General features: G+C 35.5%; 19 protein-coding genes and 4 tRNA genes. 9 read left to right on the top strand and 14 right to left on the bottom strand.

Annotated features, from left to right (window positions below):
* The gene (gene dksA, locus ACFIQC_RS02665; protein ID WP_015856486.1) at positions 1 to 417 is read left to right on the top strand and encodes an RNA polymerase-binding protein DksA; all 417 of its coding nucleotides are present in this window, start codon (positions 1 to 3) and stop codon (positions 415 to 417) included.
* 52 nt (positions 418 to 469) lie between these two features.
* Here dksA and ACFIQC_RS02660 read toward each other — a convergent pair whose 3' ends face one another.
* Positions 470 to 946, bottom strand: a complete 477-nt coding sequence (locus tag ACFIQC_RS02660) for a hypothetical protein (protein ID WP_375700802.1) — start codon at positions 944 to 946, stop codon at positions 470 to 472.
* A 217-nt stretch (positions 947 to 1163) separates the two neighbouring features.
* Between ACFIQC_RS02660 and ACFIQC_RS02655 the strand changes: the two genes are divergently transcribed.
* Positions 1164 to 3698, top strand: coding sequence for a response regulator (locus ACFIQC_RS02655; protein WP_375706695.1), 2535 nt, complete (start codon positions 1164 to 1166; stop codon positions 3696 to 3698).
* A gap of 282 nt (positions 3699 to 3980) precedes the next feature.
* Here the strand turns inward: ACFIQC_RS02655 and purN are convergent, their stop codons facing one another.
* Both purN and purM read right to left on the bottom strand, forming a co-directional pair.
* Positions 3981 to 4592 carry a phosphoribosylglycinamide formyltransferase gene (purN, locus tag ACFIQC_RS02650; protein WP_375640400.1) on the bottom strand — a complete coding sequence of 204 codons (612 nt, stop codon included), beginning with the start codon at positions 4590 to 4592 and terminating at the stop codon, positions 3981 to 3983.
* Positions 4589 to 5680, bottom strand: coding sequence for a phosphoribosylformylglycinamidine cyclo-ligase (gene purM / locus ACFIQC_RS02645; protein WP_375706694.1), 1092 nt, complete (start codon positions 5678 to 5680; stop codon positions 4589 to 4591). The genes purN and purM overlap by 4 nt, the downstream gene beginning before the upstream one ends.
* Positions 5681 to 5838: 158 nt before the next feature.
* On the opposite strand from purM, the gene ACFIQC_RS02640 reads away from it, so the two are divergent.
* The 5 genes from ACFIQC_RS02640 (at position 5839) to ACFIQC_RS02620 (ending at position 9036) form a co-directional block, all read left to right on the top strand.
* On the top strand, positions 5839 to 7050 hold the full coding sequence (locus ACFIQC_RS02640) for an AI-2E family transporter (protein WP_375700804.1): 1212 nt from the start codon (positions 5839 to 5841) through the stop codon (positions 7048 to 7050).
* The gene (gene hdaA, locus ACFIQC_RS02635) at positions 7047 to 7736 is read left to right on the top strand and encodes a DnaA regulatory inactivator HdaA (protein WP_375632189.1); all 690 of its coding nucleotides are present in this window, start codon (positions 7047 to 7049) and stop codon (positions 7734 to 7736) included. The genes ACFIQC_RS02640 and hdaA overlap by 4 nt, the downstream gene beginning before the upstream one ends.
* A gap of 712 nt (positions 7737 to 8448) precedes the next feature.
* Positions 8449 to 8525: transfer RNA gene (locus tag ACFIQC_RS02630), tRNA-Pro, on the top strand.
* An 89-nt stretch (positions 8526 to 8614) separates the two neighbouring features.
* Positions 8615 to 8920: an ETC complex I subunit gene (locus tag ACFIQC_RS02625; RefSeq protein ID WP_375611556.1), complete on the top strand. Its 306-nt coding sequence runs from the start codon at positions 8615 to 8617 to the stop codon at positions 8918 to 8920.
* Between the two features lie 39 nt (positions 8921 to 8959).
* Positions 8960 to 9036: transfer RNA gene (locus ACFIQC_RS02620), tRNA-Arg, on the top strand.
* A gap of 1875 nt (positions 9037 to 10911) precedes the next feature.
* Here ACFIQC_RS02620 and ACFIQC_RS02615 read toward each other — a convergent pair.
* The 3 genes from ACFIQC_RS02615 to ACFIQC_RS02605 form a co-directional block, all read right to left on the bottom strand.
* Positions 10912 to 10986 (bottom strand) — tRNA-Val (locus tag ACFIQC_RS02615).
* A gap of 97 nt (positions 10987 to 11083) precedes the next feature.
* Entirely contained in the window at positions 11084 to 11446 is a 363-nt protein-coding gene (cpdR, locus tag ACFIQC_RS02610) for a cell cycle two-component system response regulator CpdR (RefSeq protein WP_005773448.1), read from the bottom strand.
* A gap of 840 nt (positions 11447 to 12286) precedes the next feature.
* Entirely contained in the window at positions 12287 to 13204 is a 918-nt protein-coding gene (locus tag ACFIQC_RS02605) for a serine aminopeptidase domain-containing protein (protein ID WP_375621311.1), read from the bottom strand.
* Positions 13205 to 13462: 258 nt separating this feature from the next.
* Here ACFIQC_RS02605 and ACFIQC_RS02600 point away from each other — a divergent pair, with 258 nt between their 5' ends.
* Entirely contained in the window at positions 13463 to 13930 is a 468-nt protein-coding gene (locus ACFIQC_RS02600; protein WP_375611558.1) for an Hsp20 family protein, read from the top strand.
* A 252-nt stretch (positions 13931 to 14182) separates the two neighbouring features.
* Here ACFIQC_RS02600 and ACFIQC_RS02595 read toward each other — a convergent pair.
* Positions 14183 to 14259 (bottom strand) — tRNA-Pro (locus ACFIQC_RS02595).
* Between the two features lie 609 nt (positions 14260 to 14868).
* Between ACFIQC_RS02595 and ACFIQC_RS02590 the strand changes: the two genes are divergently transcribed.
* Positions 14869 to 15234 carry an iron-sulfur cluster assembly accessory protein gene (locus tag ACFIQC_RS02590; RefSeq protein ID WP_375618518.1) on the top strand — a complete coding sequence of 122 codons (366 nt, stop codon included), beginning with the start codon at positions 14869 to 14871 and terminating at the stop codon, positions 15232 to 15234.
* Between the two features lie 70 nt (positions 15235 to 15304).
* Here ACFIQC_RS02590 and mazG read toward each other — a convergent pair whose 3' ends face one another.
* The 7 genes from mazG to ACFIQC_RS02555 form a co-directional block, all read right to left on the bottom strand.
* Positions 15305 to 16120, bottom strand: a complete 816-nt coding sequence (gene mazG, locus ACFIQC_RS02585) for a nucleoside triphosphate pyrophosphohydrolase (RefSeq protein ID WP_375621309.1) — start codon at positions 16118 to 16120, stop codon at positions 15305 to 15307.
* Between the two features lie 33 nt (positions 16121 to 16153).
* Positions 16154 to 17083, bottom strand: coding sequence for a lipid A biosynthesis lauroyl acyltransferase (locus ACFIQC_RS02580; RefSeq protein WP_273791402.1), 930 nt, complete (start codon positions 17081 to 17083; stop codon positions 16154 to 16156).
* A gap of 6 nt (positions 17084 to 17089) precedes the next feature.
* Positions 17090 to 18118 (bottom strand): zinc-binding dehydrogenase, encoded by a 1029-nt coding sequence (locus tag ACFIQC_RS02575; protein ID WP_375613072.1) that lies wholly within the window; start codon positions 18116 to 18118, stop codon positions 17090 to 17092.
* A gap of 57 nt (positions 18119 to 18175) precedes the next feature.
* Positions 18176 to 19450 (bottom strand): beta-ketoacyl-ACP synthase, encoded by a 1275-nt coding sequence (locus ACFIQC_RS02570; RefSeq protein ID WP_375611561.1) that lies wholly within the window; start codon positions 19448 to 19450, stop codon positions 18176 to 18178.
* Positions 19451 to 19465: 15 nt separating this feature from the next.
* Complete coding sequence (locus ACFIQC_RS02565; RefSeq protein WP_375651261.1) at positions 19466 to 20641, bottom strand: beta-ketoacyl-ACP synthase; 1176 nt, start codon at positions 20639 to 20641, stop codon at positions 19466 to 19468.
* Between the two features lie 10 nt (positions 20642 to 20651).
* Positions 20652 to 20936 carry an acyl carrier protein gene (locus ACFIQC_RS02560; protein WP_005773457.1) on the bottom strand — a complete coding sequence of 95 codons (285 nt, stop codon included), beginning with the start codon at positions 20934 to 20936 and terminating at the stop codon, positions 20652 to 20654.
* Between the two features lie 189 nt (positions 20937 to 21125).
* On the bottom strand, positions 21126 to 23444 hold the full coding sequence (locus ACFIQC_RS02555) for an NADP-dependent malic enzyme (RefSeq protein ID WP_375706693.1): 2319 nt from the start codon (positions 23442 to 23444) through the stop codon (positions 21126 to 21128).
* Between the last annotated feature and the right edge of the window lie 969 nt (positions 23445 to 24413).

The following is a 24413-nucleotide window of genomic DNA, read 5'->3' as shown; positions in this document are numbered from 1 at the left end:
ATGAGCGAAGAGATTGATGGTCAATATCGCCCTAGTGAAGATGAGCCTTTTATGAATGAGCGGCAAAAGGCGTATTTTCGTGCTAAATTGGTTTCTTGGAAGAATGATATATTAAAAGAAGCTCGTGAGACTTTGGAAAATTTGCAGGAAGAGAATGTTGGTCAGCCCGATTTGACTGATCGGGCTTCTTGTGAAACTGATCGTACAATCGAATTACGTGCTCGTGATCGTCAGAGGAAACTTATTTCAAAAATAGATGCTGCTTTAGAGCGCATTGATAATGGGACATACGGTTTTTGTGAAGAAACCGGCGAACCCATTAGTATCAAGCGTCTTGAGGCTCGGCCGATAGCCGTTTTGTCATTGGAAGCGCAAGAACGTCACGAACGACGTGAAAGAGTTTATCGCGATGATTAAGGTTATTGAGATGATAAACAAATGAAATTCGTGGTGATGAAATTGTATATTTTTATTTTTGAGGGATAGGAATGAATAAAGATGGTTCTTGCCGCCCCTCAATTTCGGCGGTGATGGCTGAATCTTTTACCCCTTGATTCGTAAAAGGAGAGGGACTTTTATCCGATACATCGTTTCTTTCTGGAGGGGCGGAATTTAGATGTGTGTCTGTTTCTCTTTTTTGTATTTTTGATGTACCAGTAATATCGGATTCTACAACCACATCTGTTAATCCGCCAATAAGGAGCAAATGTTCTTTATTATCGCAACGGACTAAAACAAGGCGGCGTGCTCGATCTATAGAAATTACTTCACATAATGCTAATCGTGATAGACTTTTTTTTCTATTAATGCTGTATCTTCCTGTACTTAAGCGACGTAAAAACACGATAATTACGGTAATAGCTGCGATTGTTATTATAAAAAGCAAAAAGCTTATCGTTATGTTTGCAGCAGATACACCTATCTGCTCTGATAACCAGATATACATAGATTTTCTCCCATTTTGGATGGAAATATTATTTTTTATTGAGATAAATTTATAAACATACCCTCAAAAGATTCACTTATAATGTAAGAAATAAACTTTTGAATATTAAGCGAGCTTATCTTAGATAATATCATAGTATATACTTTATAACAACATAACAACGAATATAAAGGAAGTTTGTGACATAAGAAATAGCTATAAGCTAAGGCAAAGAGAGATGGATAAAGATTTTCAGAATAATGAAAGATCAGCGTCTTCGTTTCACCGGAGAGTTGTGATTTTTGGTATTGTTTTTGTATTAGGTTTTCTTTTCATTGTGGGTATTTTAGGTTTTTTTTATCCACAAAACTATTTGCAACAGGTGATATCAATATCTTTTTTGATTCTAGCAATGATCGGTGTTGCAACACTCGTTTTGTGTGGAATGGGAATTTTAAGATATCATGTGTGGTCGCATGAAGATTTTGATTTTAGCATCTTTAATAGGAGCGATGATGCAATTGTAATCTCTGATCTTTCTGGTTTTGTTTATTATTCTAATCAAAACTATCGAAAAATTCTGACCTATAAGCCTGAAGTGTCTTGTTATAGGGTTATAGCGGATCTGCCAGGAGCTGGTGCACTCTCGTATCGCTTAAAGGTTGCAGCCTGTAATAATCTTGCAGCGCAAGAGGAATTAAGAGTAGAACAGCCAATTTTTACTGATTCTACACCAAAAAAATCTGTTTGGTATAATATTTCCATTCAACCTATCACAAAACAGAAAAAAAAGCTTTTATTTTGGCGTATTACTGATATTTCGCACTTACAACAAACGCGAGAAGTTTTTTTCTCGAACCTTCAAGAGGCTATCAATCACTTGGATCAAGCTTCTATTGGTTTTGTATCCGTTAATAGACAAGGAACTATTCTTTATGCCAATGCGACTTTTGCAGAATGGTTTTCAATTGATTTAGCGAATTTCTCAATTGGTCAACATAATTTTGATTCGTTATTTGATAGCGTTGGTGCTAAGAGCTCATGGAGTGATATCTGTTTACAAACCAACAGATATCAAAGTTCAGGTTACTCTTTACCTTATAGGTTTTCGTTATGTTTAAATTCACACACGACTTGTGAGAAAATATTCCATTGTCTTATATCTGTTTCTTCTCTCTTAGAAGAGGAAGCCATTTATCGTGTTGTGATCATTCCACAACAAATACAAAAAGAAGAGGATGATCAATTAAAATTACCCAGTATATTAGGAGAATATTTTGATGCGAGTCCTTTTGCAATAGCCGTGGTGGATCATGCAGGGCAATTGGTTCATATGAATAAAGCTTTTTCATCACTCACGGGATGTATGGACAAAGCTGTCAATTTTTATGATGTTATTTCTCGTCGTGATTGTGTGCAGTTAGAGCGTTCTTTTCAGAGAATTGCGACAAATAAAAATTATTTTGTTTCTCTAGAAACTGTTTTAGAAAAAAATGAAGAATGCCATTTACGGCTCCATATTATGTCTGTACCGCCCTATCACGGTGATGCATTGCAAGATTTGCTTATTATCTCTGTGATTGAAACAACCGAACAAAAAACTCTTGAAGATAAAATGATGCAAAGTCAGAAGATGCAAGCTGTAGGACAATTGGCTGGCGGCATTGCTCATGATTTTAATAATGTTTTAACAGCAATTTTAATGTCGTGTGATCTTCTTTTAAATACGCATCGTAGTTCTGATCCTGCTCATGCTGATCTGATCAATATTAAAAACAATGCTAATCGTGCAGCTGCTCTTGTCCAGCAATTATTAGCTTTTTCTAGAAAGCAAACACTTCGACCTGAAGAAGTCGATTTTACTGAATTTTTATCAGATATCCGCAATCTTATTTTACCACTTTTGGGGAATAATATTCAGTTAAAAATTATCCATGGAAGAGATTTGTGGAGCGTTGAAGTTGATCAAGCATCTTTTCAGCGTGTTATTATGAATTTGGTTATTAATGCGCGTGATGCCATGTTAGATGGAGGTATTGTTACGATTGCAACAAATAATATTACAAAGCAACAAAGTGCTGAATTTAATCATCTTGGATTAGCAATTGGCGAGTATGTGCAATTGACTATTTCAGATACAGGGGCTGGTATATCTGCTGCTATACAAGAAAAAATGTTTGAGCCATTTTTTACAACAAAAGAAGTTGGAAAAGGAACAGGACTTGGTTTATCAATGGTTTATGGAATTATCAAGCAGAGCGGTGCGTATATTTATTGTGAAAGTAAAGAAGGTGAAGGAGCAACATTTCATATTTTTCTTCCCCGTTATATCCCCAATATAAAAGGAGAAATTTCTCAAAAGATTGAAAAAGATGAAGAGAAAGATAAAAATATAGACTTAACAGGATCTGCGACTGTTTTATTGGTTGAAGATGAAGATGCGGTCAGAATGGGGGGGGTAAGAGCTCTTCAAATGAGAGGATATACGGTTTTAGAGGCAGCAAGTGGGGCGGAAGCACTCTCTATTCTTGAGGAACAAAAAGGAGATGTTGATATTATTGTTTCCGATGTGGTGATGCCAGAAATGGATGGGCCCACTTTATTGAAGGAAGTCCGTAAAAACTATCCTGGTATCAAATTTCTTTTCGTTTCTGGATATGCAAAAGATGCTTTTGCTAAAAATCTTCCACAAGATGCTGTTTTTGGTTTTTTATCTAAACCTTTTACACTCAAACAGTTAGCTGTAACAGTTAAAGAAACACTTTCATCATGAGAAAAAATTTATGCAATAGAAAAATTGCGTATTTTAAGATTTTTTAGGCTAAAGACGAGAGCATTTTGATAAATAGAGCTTATGATAATGTCATAGAACTAAATAAAGAAGAAGAATTTTGAAAATGAAATAAAATTCAAAAAATCACATGTTTTGTGCAAAAATTTATGAAGAGATGGGCTCTATTATGTCAACATTTCATAGAGATTTTCAATTGTAGATACTGAGCAGAAACTATGTGTAAAGCATTGAAATATGCTGATTAATAGATTGTTGATACACTCAAAAAGATAAAAGCTGTTGTTGCGTATCGACTATTTTGCTCTTTCCTTCAATAAATGCTTTTAAAGCTTCAGGGTAGAGTTTATGCTCTACTTTAAGAACTCTTTCTGCTAAGCACTCAGCAGTATCATGGGGATAGACTGGAACGGCTGCTTGGGCAAGGATTTTTCCTGCATCCATGTCTTCTGTAACAAGATGAACAGTGCAACCCGTGATTTTTACACCTGCTTGTAAAGCTTTTTCATGTGTGTTTAAGCCTTTAAATGAAGGCAAAAGAGAAGGATGAATGTTTAAAATTCGTCCTTCATAAAGTTTTACAAAACGTGGTGAGATAAGACGCATATACCCTGCAAAGCAGAGAAAATCTGGTTTATATTGATCTAAAATCGTAAAAATATCTTCTTCATGCTCTTCTTTTGTTTTGTAAATTTTACGATCAACAATATGAATAGGTAAGTTATGGTTTTGCGCCTTTTCAATACCGTTTGCACGCGGATTATCGCAAATAACCGCGACAATTTCAGCAGGATATTCTTTTTGTTGACTAGCTTGAGCAAGGGCGACCATATTGGACCCATTACCAGAAATGAAAACGACGATTTGTTTTTTCATAAATGCAGTACCCCTTGATAAAGTATTCCTTTATTTTGATCTTGGCATTTTGTTAAAATACCAAGGGGAGTTACAGTTTCTCCTTTTCTTTCAAGAGCTTGTGTAATTTTTTCAGCTGCATGCTGTGCTACGATAATGATCATGCCAATACCACAATTGAATGTTCTTAACATTTCTCTTTCTTCTATTTTACCTTGTTTGGCAATCCATGAAAATACTGCTGGAACATTGATGGTAGAAAGATTAATTTCAGCGCAGAGAGAAGATGGAAGGACACGTGGAATATTTTCAGGAAAGCCTCCACCCGTAATATGAGCAAGAGCTTTAATCCCTTCATATTTTCGCATGATAGGAAGAAGCGATTTTACATAAATGCGTGTTGGTGTAAGAAGTGCTATGCCAAGGCTGTTTTCAGGGGAAAAAGGGGCAGGGTCATTCCATTTGAGATAATTTTGCTGGATGATTCGTCGAACAAGCGAAAAGCCATTGGAATGAATTCCAGAGGAGCTTAGACCTAATATAACATCACCTTCTATCAAATCTTTTGAAGGGAGTAGCTTGCTACGTTCGCATGCTCCTACAGCAAAACCGGCTAGATCATAATCTCCCTCTGCATACATTCCTGGCATTTCTGCAGTTTCTCCTCCAATAAGAGCAGCACCGGCTTGTTTACATCCTTCTGCAACACCAGAAACAATCGCAGCCCCTTGTTCAGGGTCGAGCTTTCCAGTTGCAAAATAATCCAGAAAAAAGAGCGGTTCAGCTCCTTGTACAAGTAAATCATTGACACACATAGCAACGAGATCAATACCTACAGTATTATGGTGACCTACTTCGATAGCAATTTTTAATTTTGTTCCCACTCCATCATTGGCTGCTACGAGGATAGGATCTGTAAAGCCAGCGGCTTTTAAATCAAAAAGGCCACCAAACCCACCAATTTCTGCATCTGCTCCGGCTCGTTTTGTAGCGCGTATAAAGGGTTTGATTTTTTCTACCATGGCATTACCCATATCGATGTTTACACCGGCTTTTGCGTAGGTAAGGCCGACTTTGGATTTATTCTTTATAAGATCTTGATTGCTCATTGGAGCCTTCCTTTAATGGAAAATCAGGTTTTGATATTATGCAATGCCATGATAGAGTTCTCTCTGCAAGAGATATTGATAAGAAAATAAGCAACTTTTCTTGTAGCTTATTTTGAAGTTGTTTATAATTTTTTGTGAAGATTTTTTTAGGATATTTTATGAGCAAGATATCAGATAATCACGGACAGTCTTCTTGGCAACTTATGAGAAAGAAAGTGAGTGAGAATACATCTCGTGATCGTTATAAGACTTATGTGCCAGCGTATACTCAATTACCGTTGCCGAATAATATGAAAAGACAAATCTTTTTTTGGCTTGGTACGCTGATTTTTTTCATTCTTTTTATGTTTGTTTTTGGATCGATTTTGCTTCCTTTTGTGGCAGGGATTGTGTTGGCTTATTTTCTCAATCCCATTGTTCAATTACTTGAAAAATTTGGTATTCGTCGTGTGTTTGGGACTGTCCTTATTACCTTATTTATTGTTATTACCTTTGTTGCTGCTTTAGTTATTTTGATTCCTGTTATTAGTTGGCAAATACAGCAATTTATGAGTGATGGTTTACCTGTTTATATTAATCGTATTCAAACCTTTTTTGTTGAGCATGATTTTGATTGGTTAAGGCGCTATTTTGGAAGTGATCCAAATGAATTACGGAATAATATTAAAGGATTTTTGGGCGAAGGTTCGGATTTTATTACGTCTCTTTTGAATTCACTTTTAAAGTCAGGAAAATCTATCGTTAATATCGTTAGCCTATTTGTTGTGGCACCTGTGGTGGCATTTTATATGTTATTAGATTGGCCACGTATGGTAACAGCAATCGATTCGTTAATACCGCGTGATCATCTTGAAACCGTCCGTAGTATTTTTCATGAAATGGATAGAGCTATTGCAGGCTTTGTTCGTGGACAAGGAACAGTTTGTCTCATATTGGGAGGCTATTATGCTATTGGTTTAACGATTGCAGGACTCAATTTTAGTCTTTTGATTGGTATGTTTATTGGTCTTATTAGCTTTGTTCCTTATATCGGCACAATGAGTGGTTTGGTCCTTTCTGTTGGTATTGCATGGGTCCAGTTTTATCCCAATAATTGGGGGGGAATCATTGTTGTGATGGCACTTTTTTTAATTGGTCAATTTATTGAAGGTTATATTCTTCAACCCAAGCTTGTAGGTTCATCAGTGGGATTACATCCCGTATGGTTGATGTTTTCACTTTTTGCTTTTTCTTCACTCTTTGGTTTTACTGGTATGCTTGTTGCTGTTCCTGCGGCAGCGGCTGTTGGCGTTTTAGTTCGTTTTGCTCTTCATACTTATCTGAGTTCTCAGATGTATTCGCGAAGCGGAAATTCGGAGCCGCTAAAATGAATGGGCGTGAAACGCAATTATCTTTAAATTTTCCTTATGATCCGATTTTTCAATTTGAGGATTTAGTGGTAACGGAAAGCAATCGTATGGCTTTTCAGCTTATTGATCACTGGCCCAATTGGAGCTTACCTATTGCAGTTTTGGTTGGTAAAGAAGGATCTGGAAAAACGCATTTTTCTAATATATGGCTCCAAAAAGCAGATGCTTTCAGGATTCAGCACAATGAACTTGATCAGGCTGTTACTATGGCTTCTTTAGGCAGATCATTTTTAATAGAGGATATTGATACAGGTGAAATCAATGAGACAGAACTTTTTCATTTAATTAACAGTATTAAGCAAGCAAATCTTGATGCACGACAGGCTACTTTATTGATGACGGCACAAACACTTCCTTCCGCTTGGAATTTAATGTTAAATGATCTAAAAAGTCGTCTTAATTCGGTGATGTTCGTTGAAATTAATCAGCCTGATGATGCATTGTTAACAGCTGTTGCATTTAAGCTTTTTTCCGATAGGCAACTTATTGTACATCCAGATACGGTTTATTATCTTGTAAGCCGTTGTGAACGTTCTTTATTTTCATTGAAGCGTGTTATTGATTCTGTTGATCAGTTGGCATTACAAAGAAAAAGAAAAATAACACGTGCTGTTATTGCTGAAGTTTTAAATAGAAGAAAACCGTAAATACTCCTTATCATGGCTTACTTATTCTGTTCTTCTATTATCGTTTCAATATGTGGAAGACAAGTCATTTAAATTTTCTTCTTTTGGGATATCTATATAAGAGTAAAAAATAGTGTTTTTTTTACTCTTGTCGTATTTTTATTTTAAATAGCTTTGAGATTTTATTGTATGATGTTGAATTCTTACCATCTTCGCATTTGAAAATTTTTCTAAAAAGAGCGCTTTATTTTATTTATAATAAAACCTTTGTGCTTTGAAAAAATGTTTGTTGTTTATGGATTTGGATTGTAGAAGATTCTAGAATTTTTAATAAAAGAGTCTTTGGGAAGATAGAAAAAGAGGGGGAAAAAGCTTAATACAGCTGAATTCTTTGGCTTATGTTCTCTTTGGGAAAATTTATCTATGATATTTAAGTCGTTTTTTTCTAAAACTGTATCTGTGAAATGCGTTTTGATACAGTGAGAGCTTGCTTAAAACAGGATAAAAATTATGAAGTCCTTATAGAGAAATTCATTCTTTTTTAATATAGATTGGATTTTTTACGGAGGTTATTTTCTACTATTTGTCAATAAATTTGTTATTGAGTAGGGGAAAAAATTAAAAAATGTGCTTTTTTGTAAAGAAATGCAACAAAATTTAAAAAAAGTGTGTTTTTCTCTTGCACTTCTGTTGTGAAAATTTTAGGAAATGTGCATCAAGTAAATGTAAATGGCGGAGCGTAGCGCAGCCTGGTAGCGCACCTGATTTGGGATCAGGGGGTCGTAGGTTCGAATCCTATCGCTCCGACCATATTTGATTGAGTGTGTGAGAATGACCCAATTGGGTACGTGTGGTGAGAAACTATCATCCAAGCGTTGTGTAATCTGAAGGAAAAAGGCATGATCGCACGTATTTATAGTCCTGCTAAGACAGCTATGCAGTCAGGTAAGGGGAATACAGGTTTTTGGATTCTAGAGTATGAGCCAATGAAAGCAAAAATGCTTGAACCTCTTATGGGCTACACGGCAACGTCTGATATGAATAATCAGGTAAAGATTCGATTTAATAGGAAGGAAGAAGCGATTGCTTTTGCACGTAAGAATGCTATCTCTTACCGTGTAGAAAAGAAACATACATCGATTCGACGTGCTATTTCTTATTCTGATAATTTTCGCAGTGATCGGCAGCATTCTTGGACACATTGAATTGAAGATGCTATTTTGAATTGATAAAATAATCAGTTGGGTCCCGTAGCTCAGCTGGATAGAGCAACGGCCTTCTAAGCCGTGGGTCACAGGTTCGAATCCTGTCGGGATCGCCATGTTTAAATGATATTTATAGGCTATAAAAAGTTAGAGAGTTTTCCTTTTATTCTATTAGCTTATTTTTCTGTATAATCCCGAACCTTTTTGATGTTTTTTGGTTTATTTTGTTGCTACACGTTTTCTGTTGACTGTTTTAGTATAAAATAATGCTGTTTTATCTTTTTTCAGTAATAATTGTTTTTGATTATTGAAACTTATAGCATTGCATTTTCGTGCCGCGTGTTGCTACTACATTACATGCTTTAGGAAACAGATTGTAAAAATTATTTTTTAAGAGCTTCTTTTCATCTTTCTGAAAATGAATATTTTATTTCTTAGATTAGATTTACGCATTGCTGCTAATGCTGGTGAAATTGCCAAAAAACATCTATTGTGATTTTTTTTATTTTTTATGAATAATATTATTACGTTTTTTTGCATGATCTTTGGTAAGATCGATTTTGATTAGATACAAGGCATGATGGATTCGATTTAGAACAGTTTATGAAACATTGAAGAATAAAAACGATATCTGTTTATGATGAGAATTTACAGATGGCACAAGAGGTGAAAATATCTTCTTGTATTGGAAGCTGTGATTCATAACAAATTACTTCTTTATAGTTTTTTCGTATAAAAAGATGTTATATGTGCCGTCCAGATAAGATATTGTTTTTTTCAGTGAGAGACACTTGCGGACAATTTGATTTAACATGATTGTCACTGTTTTTCAGGTAGGATTGTAGGTTTCATCAATGTTTAGGTTTTCTTAGTCTTATAGGTTTAAGAATATACACTGTATATTTATATGAATGAAGATAGGTTGTATCTTAGAGTTAAATTTTTAGATTTCATATTTACATTTTCAAATGTTTTTTCTTATTTCTTTATAGCTTGTACATCATGTGAGAAGTATTTTAATATTGGATAACAATCACATTAAAATGTTATGCAGATGAGCTCTGAAGATCTAAACTCACACGGTTCAAGGTGATCATTATTTCAATAGGAATACAGTGTGAAGAGAATGCCATTTTACAGGCTTTGTTTTAAGAGATATCTCTTAAAGCTCACTTCACGCTGGCGCTCGTGAATGGTACAATGATAAATCCATTGAGCTCCATCATCTTTACACTTATGAAGAAATAAGCTGACATTATCATACACTTTGCCTATTTGTCAGCCTCCGATGTTGCAATAGATCTCAGTACTTGAGGCATTTATCGGCGTTTTTGTGCTTTTTATACAATTTTTACTTAATACTAATTCCTCTTATGACGTGTAAGAGAGACGGTTTTGTTTGATTCAATATAAATAGGTTTGAAATAAGAAAACATTACGATATTCGGATTTCTCATTCAACATAGCAAACAATAAAACATGATTATAAATCAATGTATTTTTAGAATGAAAAAATTTGCTTTTATCGTGTTTTTTACTCTTTTTAATATTTTATTATAATCTGTAATTGGTAAACTCAAAATACAGCTCTAAGGTTAAGTGTTTTATATCTATCGAAGTGACTGTGGTTATATCTAACTGTTTGGACAACAAGTTGTATACCAATAGACATGAAAGAATTAAGAAAAACAGGGGATAGATCAGGAAACAAACAATATTTTTCAGAACGGAAGCCTATGCTTGTGGAAAGAATTTTAAAATCAAACTTCTAATCTGTTGCAAAATGAGGCTGTTATTACGTTTGTGATACTTTTAGATGGCTTTCCCCCAAGAGGCGCTATCAGAACGTAAAAAATATTAGAAACACTCCGTAAAAAGTATGCCCTTTGTAGAGGCATGTTGCACAATCTTATTTCCGAATCTTTATTTACGCATCCCGTACCTTGGAAGAATACGATAACTCAATAATTTATTTATACTATAAAGTTGAATGGTGGGCGTGACAGGGATTGAACCTGTGACCCCTACGATGTCAACGTAGTGCTCTCCCGCTGAGCTACACGCCCATTCATTGATGTTGCATACACCATATAGAATGCCAAACGTCAATGCCTAATTTAATTTTCTCTTTCAACAGATGCAAATAACTTTAAAAAATACTTTTTAAGCAGCGATAAGGATCTTTTCAACTTCATTGACGAGTTCACGTAAGTGAAATGGCTTAGAGAGAACCTTTGCATCAGGAGGGGCATCACTATTTGAATTGAGTGCTACCGCTGCAAAACCTGTAATGAACATTACTCGTAAATCAGGGTCAATCTCAGTAGCACGTCGTGCGAGTTCGATTCCGTCCATCTCTGGCATCACAATATCAGTCAGGAGAAGGGAAAATGGTTCTTCTTGTAAACGTTCATATGCGCTAATACCATTATCGAAGTCGGCGACTTCGTAGCCTGCACGTTCTAGGGCTTTTACGAGAAAGCGACGCATATCGTTATCATCTTCTGCGAGCAGGATTCGTTTCATGATTATATTCCAATGGCTCCATTTGTCAGAGTTTTGCCGCATCAATTATACAACATAGAGTATTTATAAAAAAGATGGTAAAATGCTCATAATTGAAATGAATGGCAAAATGGTTAATTCTTACATTCTGATTCAAAATACAGCATATTCGTTGTGAGTTGGTTAAATTCGAAATATATGTGTTTTTGAAAAAAGAAGGGGGTCTCTAAAACTACTAAGATGATTCTTTACTATCTTTTCTTTTAAAGTTACTGATTATTATCAGAATTCCATTAAAAAACTTATGAAAACCGTTATTGTAGGGTTTTCATATATCGAGAAATTAGAAGAATATTATGTTAATTTATTGTTTTTAAAAAGTTCTCCTAAGAAATAGAAATTTTATAGTTATTTGTTTTTATAGAGATTTGTAATAAATATTATAAATGTGCTTTATTTCCAGTTTTTTCCTTAAATAGATGAAAACTATTTTTTTCTAGAATAATATTAAATTATCACTTAATAACAGATAAAAAATAGTATTTTGATGCTTTATTTGTAAATATGTATCATGTTATATTAAGATAGATTTATTATTTTTATTTATATAAATAGTTTTTTTATTAAGTTATTTTTTATGATGTAAAATAATATTGTTTAATGTAATGATATACTTTGTATATTAGTTTTTTAGTAGAATGCGTGGTGAATATTTAGGTTATGGCTTGCCTGTAAAGGCTAGAAAACAAATCATATGAGTGGTTGGAAAGAAAAATCTATTATATTTAAAAGTGTTTGTAGATCCAATGCTCGTAGAAACTTTCTTTTTTGATGGGGCGGAGCGGAAATTAAGGTTTAATGTTATTTTACAGATACATTATCGGGAATAAAGGCATCAAATGCAGCCCAAAATTGTTTTTTATAATCTTCGTTAATCATAATTGTATCCAGTTCAGCGCCTGTAATAGTAATACTTTCTGTTAGACGTGTGTGTTGGCATAATTGCCGCACTTCAATGTTGTTTGCAATATTGTTTTGATTGGCAAGAATAAAGAGTGTTGGGATTCGTAAATCTCCATGAAGTACATTTCTCTTCATAGAATCAATCGCATTAAATACTGAAGCCATCCATTGGGATGTTGGGGGCTTAATGGAAGGGAGCGGCACTTTATGTATGTGTCCCAATTGTATATTTTTTTGTTTTGTCTTGTTTAATTTTTTACTATCTTTCGCTGGTATAAAGCCAAGACCTATATCAGAAAGAAATTGTGTTAACTTATGTTGAAAACCATTCGTTTTATTGCCGAATGGAGCAAAAAGGGGAGAAACACAGAGCAATCTATTAAACTGATGATTAATGAGATCTAATCCGCTAAGTGCTATCAATCCACCTATGCCATAGGCGAGCATAGAGTAAGGCGGCGGACAATTAGGATAAACAATACTTTTAAGAAATTTATATAAGTCATTAATATCATTATTTATATCAAAACAATGATGTCGGCTTTGTTTTCTTATCTTGAAGGATGTTTTTTCTTGATCAAAGCAGTCAAATATTGCTGTATGAAAACCGCGTTTAGAAATTTCATTTATTAATAAAAAATATTTTTCTAAAGTATTTGCGTAGCTTTTGAGAATAACAATTGTTCCCTTAGATTTTTCCACCTCAGGATATGTTATAGCAAAACGAATTTCGTGATCTATTGCTATTTTAAGAGTATCATGATGGATATTAAGAGAAGTGGAACCCCAGTCTATGGGATAAAGAGGTGTTTCCAATTGAAATCCTTTACAGTGTATTTGCCACTTAGTACTTTGACATTTATGTAATAAAGAAAGAGGATTAAAAAAGGGGTATATTGCTTTTTAGATAGTTTTTATCAATTTAGGTCCCAAAGAGTTGAAATAAAGAAAAACGATTACTAGATAATATAGTGCGGTTGCCATGATGGGGCTGCAGGTTCGCAAGTAAGTTTGCCATATGGGAACTTTGTGAATTAGTTATAAATTATAGTCGCTCTAGAGGAGGGCAATATTATGCGTCAAGTAGATTTTTCACCATTTTATCGTTCCACAGTAGGTTTTGATCATCTTTTTAACTGGTTTGATTCTAGAACACAACCAGAGGAAGTTTCTTCTTATCCCCCTTATAATATCGAGCGTTTAACTGAAGATTCTTATAGAATTTCTATGGCTGTTGCTGGTTTTTCTCAAGATGAAATTGATATTGAAACGCATTGTAACCAGCTGATCGTTAAGGGAGACAGAAAGTCTAAAAATGATGATGAAGAGCGAGAATTCCTTTATCGAGGTATTGCTTCGCGTGCTTTTGAACGGCGTTTTCATTTGGCTGATCATGTTAAGGTTATTGGGGCAGAACTTGGAGATGGGCTTCTTCATATTCAGCTTAAAAGGGAAATGCCAGCTGAATTAAAACCCAAAAAGATAACCGTACAGATGTCACCATCCATTACAAAAAATGATAACAGCGACGTTATCGTGTAAAGAAAATTTAGAAAATATGAGATCGGATAATTATAAATTTTTCTGAAGAATAAAAAACGCGAGGCAAAAGGTCTCGCGTTTCGTATGTGTTTTCCTAAGAACGAAGCGCATTTTAATAAAACAGCTTATCTCGAATTTTTGATAAAATGTCATTGCACATTATTCTACGTTGAAGAAAAAGTTCATGTGTGTGCAATTGAAATGCATAATGATTCACTTTTTAAGTAAGCTTATTTTATAGCATTTTAAAAATGGTCGGAGCGGCGGGATTTGAACCCACGACCCCTTGACCCCCAGTCAAGTGCGCTACCAAGCTGCGCTACGCTCCGAGTTCGTGTAAAACGATTAAATGACTGTTTCTTTAAAGGCAAGAGAAAAAATAAACAGAATAAAATCTAAAATGCTCTTGCACTTAGAGCTTTTGAAAGTAAAATTTTTGGACATCAATATTTTGTTGTTAATTCAAGATAAACAACGAATTTGTAAAATTCTTTGTGATCATTAAATTTTTAGCTCTATAGTTAATAGATGTATGCATTTAATTACTTTTGAGATTGTGAGGAGGGGGTAAGATTGGTGAATTTAGGGGTATGAATTGGAGCAAATGAGTGCTGAAGGTATATTTTTTTCTTACCTAATCGTTACTTTTCTAAAAAGATAAAGATTTTCAAAAGAAGAGGAGTGAATGTATGGTTTTGAAAAGTTTTCGTTTTTTAGAGTTTTATAGACGAGGTATTTTCATTTTATATGGATAAAAAATTGTAAGTTCTGGATTGTATAATCACAAATCTCATTTTACGGGTATGTATTTTTACCGAAATAAGCAAGATCAGAATGCTTTAATTCATGTTTTGTTTTTTTTTTTTCTAAAATATCAGATAAAATATTGTAGAGGAAAAACTTTCAAAGTGTCTATTGAACTAAGAAAAGAGTAAAGGATGAGCCGTTTTTCGGTAATAAATTTGACGCAAGCAGCAGTGGATCGTGTTAAAGCGATTATGGATGCAAAAGATGCACAGGGTATTCTTGTTGGTATCAAAAAAGGTGGTTGTGCAGGGATGGAGTATACAATTACTCTTGTCAAAGAAAAGGGGATAGATGCGGATGTTGTTGAAGTGAATGGTGCCCGTGTTTTTGTAGCACATGATGCGGTATTATTTTTATTAGGGACGCAGATGGATTATGAAGTGACAACGCTTCGGTCTGGTTTTGTCTTTAAAAATCCTAATCAAGTATCAGCATGCGGGTGTGGCGAATCGGTGGAACTTCGTCCTGCTACGCAGGATCAATATAAAACAAATTGAGCTGAGCTAAATTATAATTTAGTAATTTTAGAGGGGCTTGTTCTTTTAGGTAGAAGAAATCTACTATTTTTTATCGTTCATTTTTAGCTTGCTTCCAAAGTGCTTCCATTTCATTCAAGGATGCGTCAGTGAGCGTTTTAGATTGAGTGGATAGCTTTTCTTCAATATAGGCGAAACGATTTCGAAATTTTATATTCGTTTTTTTTAATGCTTTTTGTGAATCAATCGCTAAGTGGCGCGCGAGATTAAGAAGTATAAAGTAGAGATCTCCAAACTCTGCTTCTATCTCTGAGTTTTGTTTATTTTTGATGGCTTCTTTGAGCTCTTCCAGTTCTTCTTCTATTTTTTCAAAAACTTTATCACTTTTTTGCCAATCAAAACCTACTTTAGCTGCTGTTTCTTGTAAAGCAAGTGCCTCTTGGTTTGCTGGCTGGATTTGTTTTACTGTTGCGAGTATGCTTATGGAGGAATTGTTGTTTTTTTCTTCGCACATTCTTTTTTGTTCAACCTGTTCTCTTTTTTTTATATATTCCCACTCCTCTTTTATAAATCCTCGTTTTTTTTGCTCGGCATTTCCAAAAACATGAGGATGGCGTCGAATCATTTTTTCCGTGATTGCATAAACAACATCTTCAAAAGTAAAGCTGCCTTCTTCTTGTGCTATGGTAGCATGATAGGCAACTTGTAAAAGAAGATCCCCAAGTTCTTCACAGAGATCCTTTCGATTTTTTCGTTCAATGGCATCAATGACTTCGTAAACTTCTTCGAGCATATAGGGTATGAGGGATTCAAAAGTTTGTTTTTTATGCCAGATACAACCATTATCAGAGTTTCGTAATGCAGTGATAATTGCAGTGAGATCTTTGATATCTTTTGAGGCCAACATTTTGCACTTCCTTTGTAAGCAATAGAGCTTATGTTAGATGTCCCAACGTCTATGTAACCACATCCATTGTCCAGGATATTCACGGACCCAAGATTCAACAATATCATTTAATTTTTGTGTAGAAGCAGCTATATCGATATCATTTTTTTCATCACGTGGAAGTTCTACATGTTCATATAACTCTAAACGATGACGTCCACTAGGCAAACGAATACAACGTGCTGGATAAATATCACAGTCATATTGTCGAGCAAGTTTTATAATTAAGGGGTTTGTTTTAAGAGGTCTGTTAAAAAATGTTCCCATGATACCGCGGCGAAATTTTTGATCAACGAGCATACCAACATTTTCACCTTCTTCTAATTTGGCTGCTAATGCCCATGCTGCACCGGCCTTGGAGGGAACAAGATGTCCCATAGAAGTTTGTCGTGCTTTAAGGATTCGTTTGGCAACATAGGGATTATTGGGTGGTCTAAATAATACCGTAACATTAAGATCAAAACTTTGTGCACAAATAGGCAGAAGTTCAAAATTGCCAGTATGTGCGGTGAAAAAAATATGTGGTTTTTTTTCATTTTTTAATCGCTCAAATATTTCAATGCCTTTAACCTCAATGAAACCTGGCTCGTCTGCATGAGGATCAAAATCAAAAATTTTATCAAGAAAAATATATTCAGCTAGGAAACGTCCTATATTTTCCCACATTTCTATTGCAATCGCACGGAGTTCTTGCTCTGTTTTTTCTGGATATGCACTCCTAAGGTTTGCAAGTGTGATTTGATGACGATGTACAAGGGGACCAATTTTTTTTGCTAACCAAGCAAAAAAAGAAATTCCCATTTTGGCTGGAAAACATTTTAGAATAAATAAAGAACCAAAGAGTAGATATGCCCATAACAAGTAGGATATTTTTTTAGCTATAATTTTAATACGATATATGAGATTTTTAAGAGAAAGCTTCATCATGATTTAATCGATTTTAAGGATAATTTTACCAAAAACATCACGACTCTCCATTCGTTTTAAAGCTGTATCAATTTCATCCAGCCCAACAATTGTATCAATGACAGGGTGTACGGCTTTTTGTGCCATTTTTTGCATGGCATTTTTCATATTTTCCATACGGCAGCCAAATGAACCGAATATCTTAAGCTGTTGCTGGAATAATTGCATGAGATTTATTGGTGCTGAAACACCAGAGGTAGAACCGCAAGTCACTAAGCGTGCTCCTTTTTTCATACATAACAGAGAACCGTTCCATGTATCGACACCAACATGCTCAAAAACAACGTCAACACCTTTTTTTTGGGTTAATTTACGCACTACACCTTCAAAACGATCTTTACGATAATTAATCACATGATCTGCCCCAAGAGAGTGCGCTTTTGCAATTTTTTCATCTGAACCTACAGTTGTGATAACTGTACAGCCCATGTGTTTTGCAAGTTGAATGGCTGCAGAACCAATACCTGAGCCACCAGCCTGTACTAGGATTGTTTCTCCTGCTTGTAGTTTTGCGTTATCGAAAAGCATATGTTCTACGGTACCAAAAGTAATTGGAGCAACTGCTGCTTGCAATTCATCACATTGGGGAGGTGATGGAACTAATAAACGTGCTGGCAAATTGACAAGCTCACACGCAAATCCATCAAGGTGAAAACCATAGACTCCCTTTACATTACTGCAAAGATTATCCCGTCCTTCATGACAAGCTTGGCATACTCCGCAGGTTTGTGCACCATAAATTGAGACAATCTGTCCAAGTTGGAGATGTTCAACGCCATCTCCTATTTGTATAACCTCACCAGAGGCTTCTGCACCAATGATGAGTGGCATTTTTCTTTTCGCAAAAGCCATGCCACGCCATCCCCATACATCAATATGATTAAGAGCAACGGCTTTTATCCGCACAGTTACTTCACCTATACTAGGTGAAGATGGCGGGGAAATATTGGTGATTTCAAGCCGACGATCATCGAAGAGTTGCAGTGCACGCATTATCATCCCCCTTAAATATATTATTGGTTAGCGTTATAAAATTTTATTATTACAGGATTATCCTTTATATGCAGTGATAACAAGACTCATATTTTGACCACCAAATCCAAATGAGTTTGACAAAACCGCATTGACACAGGACTTACGGCTATGATGAGGAACAACATCTAAGGGGATAGTAGGGTCAGGATTATCATAATTTATTGTTGGTGGGAGTATTCCCGATTGAATGGTTAAAAGCGAAAAAACCGCTTCTATTGCACCAGCAGCAGTTAATGTATGCCCAATCATTGATTTATTAGAAGAGACAGGAATATGCTCTAAAAGATCACCGAATACTGTTGATAATGCAAGATATTCCATTTTCTCATTTTCAGGTGTTGAAGTTCCGTGGGCATTAATATAGTCAATTTCATTGATGGTTATTTTTGCATCGTTTAAAGCTTTGCGAACGGATTCAATTGCTGGTGATGCATCGGGTTTTGAACGTGTACGGTGAAAGTCATCGGCGGTTTCTCCACAGCCAGCTAAAATTCCTAAAACTGTAGCATTACGGTTTAATGCGCTTTGAAGAGATTCAAGAACAAGAGCGCCTGAGCCTTCTGCCATAACAAAACCATCTCGATCACGGCTAAAGGGTTTTGCTGCTTTTTCTGGAGGCTCATTCTGAGTTGAAAGAGCAGATAGTAACGAAAAACGGATGAGAGATTCTGCTGAAACTGATCCATCTGTCGCAATTATGAGAGCTCGATTTGTTTCTCCCCGTCTAATAGACTCAACACCTAATTGAATTGCTGTTGCACCAGATGCACAGGCAGTGGAAAGTGTAACAGGAAGTCCTTTTGTGCCAAATGTTTTTTGAAGTTTTTCTGCAATTGCACCAAATTGTGTGGCTTCAAAAAGCGTCTCATGGAGTTTATCCTTACAGACTTTAAGAAGATGTGCATAAGAAGGCTCATTATTGAATTCCTCCTCTTGATCAAGACTAAAACGTGCTTTCCATTCAAGTTCAACAGGAGGAGCAGCTAGAAAGAGTGGTCCATTAAATTTTTTTTTATCAATAGCAGCTTGTTCTAAAGCTTCTTCAGCAGAAAGATATGCAAGCTTCTCAGAGAGAGCTGAAGCACCAAGTGTACTTTCTTTAAGAAAATCAATTGTTCCAGCAATATATGTATTTAATCCCTCAACGGGAAAACGTGTTATTTTGTGGATACCACTTACACCACTTGTTAATTTTTGCCAATTTTCATGTTTCCCTTGTCCCAGTGATGTGACAATGCCTGCACCAGTTATTGCTACAAGTGGACGCCCAAAATGATCATGATATTTCACTATAGAAATTCCCCTTCAAACAGCTGTAAGACGCACAATACCTTCAGCTCTTTTTATACCAATAGTTGTAACAAATATTTCACGTACTTCTTTAGAAAAAGGTTTTTCATGAGGACTTAACGCTGGAAAACAATGTTTTTTTTCAATTGAAAGTGCTGCAAGAGCTAGAGCTAGAGGAAATTGTGCTTCCCGCATATAACCAAATAATGTTGTAATGCCACGGTAAGATAGATCAGCATTATCAAGAGCATTTTGTTCTGCTTTTGTTGCTTCGTGAGCTCCTGAGGCTGCTGAAATGGCTAAGGCAGATTTAGCGCCCGCAGTTTTTAACATTGTTGCAATTGAATCTCTAAGTGGAATTTTGGTTCTATCTGTTTGGTCTGTAATAATTTGGCTAATTTCAGCATAAGCACGTGCATTGCGTTTTTTGGCATGTTCTCCACTTTCAATAACTAGGAAGATCCCACCAGAACCTGCTATGACACCGCCGCCTGGATAGATTCCACGATCCCACACTGGGCTCCATCCATTATGGGTTAAAAGACCACCAAGCTCATGCGCCAACAACATATCATAACTTTGTGCATTATAGGAACTTCCTACAAGAGCATGGGTGCTTTGACCTGATTTAATACGAGCTACAGCAATTTGAAGTGCAGAAAGACCACTGCCTTCTTCTCCCATAAATGTACGAGATGATCCAGTGACTTTATGAACAATTGAAATGTTTCCTGCCAAAAGGTTTGAAAGTTGTGCCAAAAATAATGTTGGACGAAGTTCAGTTGAAAGAGCAACATTTAACATAGAAGTATGATCGGCAACTGCGCGAGCTTTAGAAAGAATCTGTGTATCAACAGTAATATCACGTTCTCCCCCACTTGCCGCTACGATCATATCCATTGTTGAAGTGAGTTGTTCATTATTTTTCATGCCGGCATCATCAAGAGCAAGACCAGCCGCATAGGTACCAAGACGCTGCCATGTTCCCATTTGCCGTTGATCACTTTTTTTAGGAATTTGTAAACTCCAATCAATTTCGGGCAATTTATGAACCGTGTAAGGTGAAAAAGTTGTATAATCTAGGTTTGGTGTACGGATTGGATCATTTAAGAGATTCCAATGTTGATCAGTTCCTGCCCCCAAAGAGCTTATGAGACCTATACCAGTGATGAATACAGATTGATCATGCATGGCGAAAAAACTACTCTGCTTGTTTTAAGGCAACGAGATCATCAATTTTTGCACAAAGGTTTTTAAGAACAAAGTATTCTTCTGTTGCAACGGTACCTTCGTTGACTTCTTGTGTCCATTGTTCTAGAGGGACTTTTATTCCGAAAGCTTTATCAATAGCGAAAACAATATCAAGAAAATCAAGACTGTCGATTCCTAAATCGTCAATTGTATGACTCTCAGGTGTAATTGTATTGCGATCAATTTCACTGATTTCTGCAATGATATCAGCAACTTTATCAAACGTGGAAGGCAATGTACGGATTCCTTATTATAGAGTTAGTAAATTCAAAATACATTTAATATTGTTCTTCTAGCCTTTTTTCTCTTTAAAAAAAAGACTTAATCCAGAATATAGCTGTCTTTATCTATAGAGAAAAGAGGTTTACAGTACATGAAATACTATATCTCAATATTTAAAAAACTTTGAAATTTTATTGCGCATTTATTTTACAAGACTATTTTTTCTATTGGCAGCAAGGACAGCAAGGGCTGTTATATTAACAATTCCCCGAGAAGTTACTGAAGGCGTTAAGATATGGGCGGGACGTGCTGCCCCGATTAGAATAGGACCAACATGGAGTGCATTTGTGAGGCTTTTAACAGTGTTGAGCGTGATATTGGCTGAATCAAGTGTTGGAAAGACAAGCAAATTAGCTTCACTTTTAAGACGAGAATTAGGAAAAACACGATCACGAAAAACTTTGGAAAGGGCAGCATCAGCATGCATTTCACCATCTGCTTCTAAATCAGGGTGTAATTTGGCAAGAATTTCTGTTGCACGTCGCATTTTACGCGCACTTTCTGTGTTTTTAGAACCAAAGTTTGAGTGTGATAATAAGGCTGCTTTTGGTGTTATTCCAAATGCTTCAACTTCTTGAGCTGCCAACACAGTCATTTCAGCGATTTCTTCTGCAGAAGGATTTTCATTGACGTAAGTATCTGTGAGGAAAAGAGTACGTTGTTGAGAGATAAGCAAACTCATAGCAGAAAAACGGTGAACATGAGGATCAAGACCGATAATTTGTTCAATCAATTCAAGTTGACGTTCAAAGCGTCCTTCTAAGCCGCAAATCATTGCATCTGCTTCTTCACGCATAACGGCAAGGGCAGCAATAGCCGTTGTTGATGTTCTCACTACTGTTTTTGCCATTTCAGGCGTAACACCACGCCTCCCTGTATAATGAAAAAATAAATTAACATAATCACGAAAACGTGGATCATCTTCAGGGTTTGTTAATTCAAAATCTATACCAGGACGAATTCTTAAACCAAAGCGTTTCAATCTTGCTTCTACGACATGTGGACGGCCGATAAGGAGGGGCGTTGCTGTTTGTTCTTCAATGACAACTTGTGCTGCACGAAGGACGCGTTCATCTTCACCATTGGCATAGATGACGCGTTTACGTTTTGCTGTTTTTGCTGCAGCAAAAACAGGTTTCATTGTTAAACCAGAAAGAAAGACAAATCGATTGAGGATATCGTAGTAGGCCTCCATATCTTCAATGGGACGAATGGCGACACCAGTTGTCATTGCTGCTTTAGCAACAGCGGGGGCAATACGCAGTATTAAACGCGGATCAAAAGGAGAGGGGATTAGATAGTCTGGTCCAAAATTGGGTGGTTCTTTTGAGTATGCACGTGCTACAACATCTGAAGTTTCTTCACGTGCAAGGGCAGCAATCGCATGAACAGCGGCCATTTTCATTTCTTCATTAATTGCACTAGCACCTACGTCTAATGCACCACGGAAGATATAGGGAAAACAAAGGACATTATTAACTTGATTGGGATAATCAGAGCGTCCTGTGCAGATCATTGCATCTGGTCGTATAGAGCGTGCTTCTTCAGGCATAATTTCTGGTACTGGATTAGCCAGTGCTAAAATGAGTGGATTTTGAGCCATTCTTTTAAGATATTCAGGCTTTAAAACACCACCTGCAGATAGGCCTAGAAAAATATCCGCATCATCAATAATATCAGATAAAGTTCGTGCGTCCGTTTTTTGTGCGTAATTGATTTTCCAACGATCCATAAGGGTCTTGCGACCTTCATAAACAACTCCCTCTAAGTCACTAAGCCAAATATTTTCAACTTTTGCCCCAAGACGAACCAAAAGATTAAGGCAAGCGAGGGCAGCAGCACCTGCACCTGAGGTAACTATTTTTGCATTTTCAATTTTTTTTCCTGAAAGATTTAAGGCATTTAATACAGCCGCAGAAACAATAATGGCAGTTCCATGTTGGTCATCATGAAAAACTGGAATTTTCATTTTAGCACGAAGCTTTTCTTCGATGTCAAAACATTCAGGAGCCTTAATGTCTTCAAGATTAATACCACCAAATGTAGGTTCTAAAGTCGATACCGTTTGTACCATTTGTTCTATATCGGATGCATCAATTTCAATATCAAAGACATCAATATTCGCAAATTTTTTGAATAAAACGGCTTTACCTTCCATAACTGGCTTTGAAGCAAGAGGACCAATATTTCCTAAACCAAGAACAGCAGTTCCATTGGATATAACAGCGACTAAATTAGAACGGGAGGTATATTGAGCAGCAAGATTAGGATCTTCATGAATTGCAAGACATGGTGCAGCAACACCTGGAGAATAAGCAAGAGCTAAATCACGTTGATTATCAAGAGGTTTTGTTGCTTGTATTTCCAATTTTCCAGGTTTAGGGTACTGGTGATAAAAAAGTGCGGCACTGTCAAGTTCAGCTTTTGGTGAACTGAAATCACTATTTCGTTCTCTAGACATTTTTATGATATCCAAGTTAGCGTATGTGTATATGAGATGTTCCATCTACGATAAGGTTTTGTCCACTAATAAATCCTCATTTCTCTGAATATCAAAATGCATGAGTATGAGAAAATTCTTCTGGATCGTAAAACCAGTTTGATGATTCTTTTTGTTTGTGTGCATGAATAATTTCATTGATAGCAGCACGATTAGTTTTTTCTTTCCTTAATAAAACCCGTAAAAATTGATTAGTCTACAAACGAATAAAATATTACTAATAATTACATTACCAAGCCATTATTTTTTTTGCAATGCTTACAACTTAAGGAAAGAAAAGAAGAGTGTTTTCTATTAACTTCATCTTCTTTATTTAAATTTCTATAGGGAGGTAGAAGAAATTTTAAATAACAATTTGCAATTTATAAATTATTTTTGCAGCTATTTAAAAGGAAATTGGAACTTTAAAAATGGGAGTTGTTTTGTTTATTATTCAATTGAACTCTTAATAATGCAAACTTTATAATTTATAATGAAACATCTCGTATGTTGAATGAGAAATTTGAATACAATAAGATTCTTTTAGCTCAAATTCATCTAATATAATAAAAAATATTTACTTACATAATTCAAACGAGAGTAATATGTGGATAAAAAACATTAAAAAAATAAATAGAAGTGTTTCTATGAGCTATTTTAATACAAAAGCATGAATTTTTTTCACAATTAATAAAAATAATTATTACCGATTTTGTACCTTTATGAAACTATGAAAAATAAAGGAGTTAAGAAAAAGATAAGGAAATAGAAAACATGCTTTATCATTCTTAGAATGATACGTTGTTTGATAAGCCATTACGCTTCTTTAGGGTTATTGCTTAGGATATCAAAGAAAACCGCATGCCAATTATCCCAACCTTTGAAGTACAAAGCTACAGTTGAAAAAAAAGCATTCTATGATGAGCCATTAAAACAACTGGAGAGAGAAAG

Source organism: Bartonella sp. AA126HLJHH (assembly GCF_042197425.1).
Taxonomy (GTDB): Bacteria; Pseudomonadota; Alphaproteobacteria; order Rhizobiales; family Rhizobiaceae; genus Bartonella.
The sequence above is the reverse complement of the archived record's forward strand: the minus strand, read 5'-3'. Positions and strand labels throughout refer to the sequence as shown.

What these genes read in the sequence shown, in the direction of transcription:
- dksA (WP_015856486.1), top strand. Translation starts at nt 1, where the DNA reads ATGAGCGAAGAGATTGATGGTCAATATCGCCCTAGTGAAGATGAGCCT.
- ACFIQC_RS02660 (WP_375700802.1), bottom strand. Translation starts at nt 946, where the DNA reads ATGTATATCTGGTTATCAGAGCAGATAGGTGTATCTGCTGCAAACATA.
- ACFIQC_RS02655 (WP_375706695.1), top strand. Translation starts at nt 1,164, where the DNA reads ATGGATAAAGATTTTCAGAATAATGAAAGATCAGCGTCTTCGTTTCAC.
- purN (WP_375640400.1), bottom strand. Translation starts at nt 4,592, where the DNA reads ATGAAAAAACAAATCGTCGTTTTCATTTCTGGTAATGGGTCCAATATG.
- purM (WP_375706694.1), bottom strand. Translation starts at nt 5,680, where the DNA reads ATGAGCAATCAAGATCTTATAAAGAATAAATCCAAAGTCGGCCTTACC.
- ACFIQC_RS02640 (WP_375700804.1), top strand. Translation starts at nt 5,839, where the DNA reads ATGAGCAAGATATCAGATAATCACGGACAGTCTTCTTGGCAACTTATG.
- hdaA (WP_375632189.1), top strand. Translation starts at nt 7,047, where the DNA reads ATGAATGGGCGTGAAACGCAATTATCTTTAAATTTTCCTTATGATCCG.
- ACFIQC_RS02625 (WP_375611556.1), top strand. Translation starts at nt 8,615, where the DNA reads ATGATCGCACGTATTTATAGTCCTGCTAAGACAGCTATGCAGTCAGGT.
- cpdR (WP_005773448.1), bottom strand. Translation starts at nt 11,446, where the DNA reads ATGAAACGAATCCTGCTCGCAGAAGATGATAACGATATGCGTCGCTTT.
- ACFIQC_RS02600 (WP_375611558.1), top strand. Translation starts at nt 13,463, where the DNA reads ATGCGTCAAGTAGATTTTTCACCATTTTATCGTTCCACAGTAGGTTTT.
- ACFIQC_RS02590 (WP_375618518.1), top strand. Translation starts at nt 14,869, where the DNA reads ATGAGCCGTTTTTCGGTAATAAATTTGACGCAAGCAGCAGTGGATCGT.
- mazG (WP_375621309.1), bottom strand. Translation starts at nt 16,120, where the DNA reads ATGTTGGCCTCAAAAGATATCAAAGATCTCACTGCAATTATCACTGCA.
- ACFIQC_RS02580 (WP_273791402.1), bottom strand. Translation starts at nt 17,083, where the DNA reads ATGAAGCTTTCTCTTAAAAATCTCATATATCGTATTAAAATTATAGCT.
- ACFIQC_RS02575 (WP_375613072.1), bottom strand. Translation starts at nt 18,118, where the DNA reads ATGCGTGCACTGCAACTCTTCGATGATCGTCGGCTTGAAATCACCAAT.
- ACFIQC_RS02565 (WP_375651261.1), bottom strand. Translation starts at nt 20,641, where the DNA reads ATGCATGATCAATCTGTATTCATCACTGGTATAGGTCTCATAAGCTCT.
- ACFIQC_RS02555 (WP_375706693.1), bottom strand. Translation starts at nt 23,444, where the DNA reads ATGTCTAGAGAACGAAATAGTGATTTCAGTTCACCAAAAGCTGAACTT.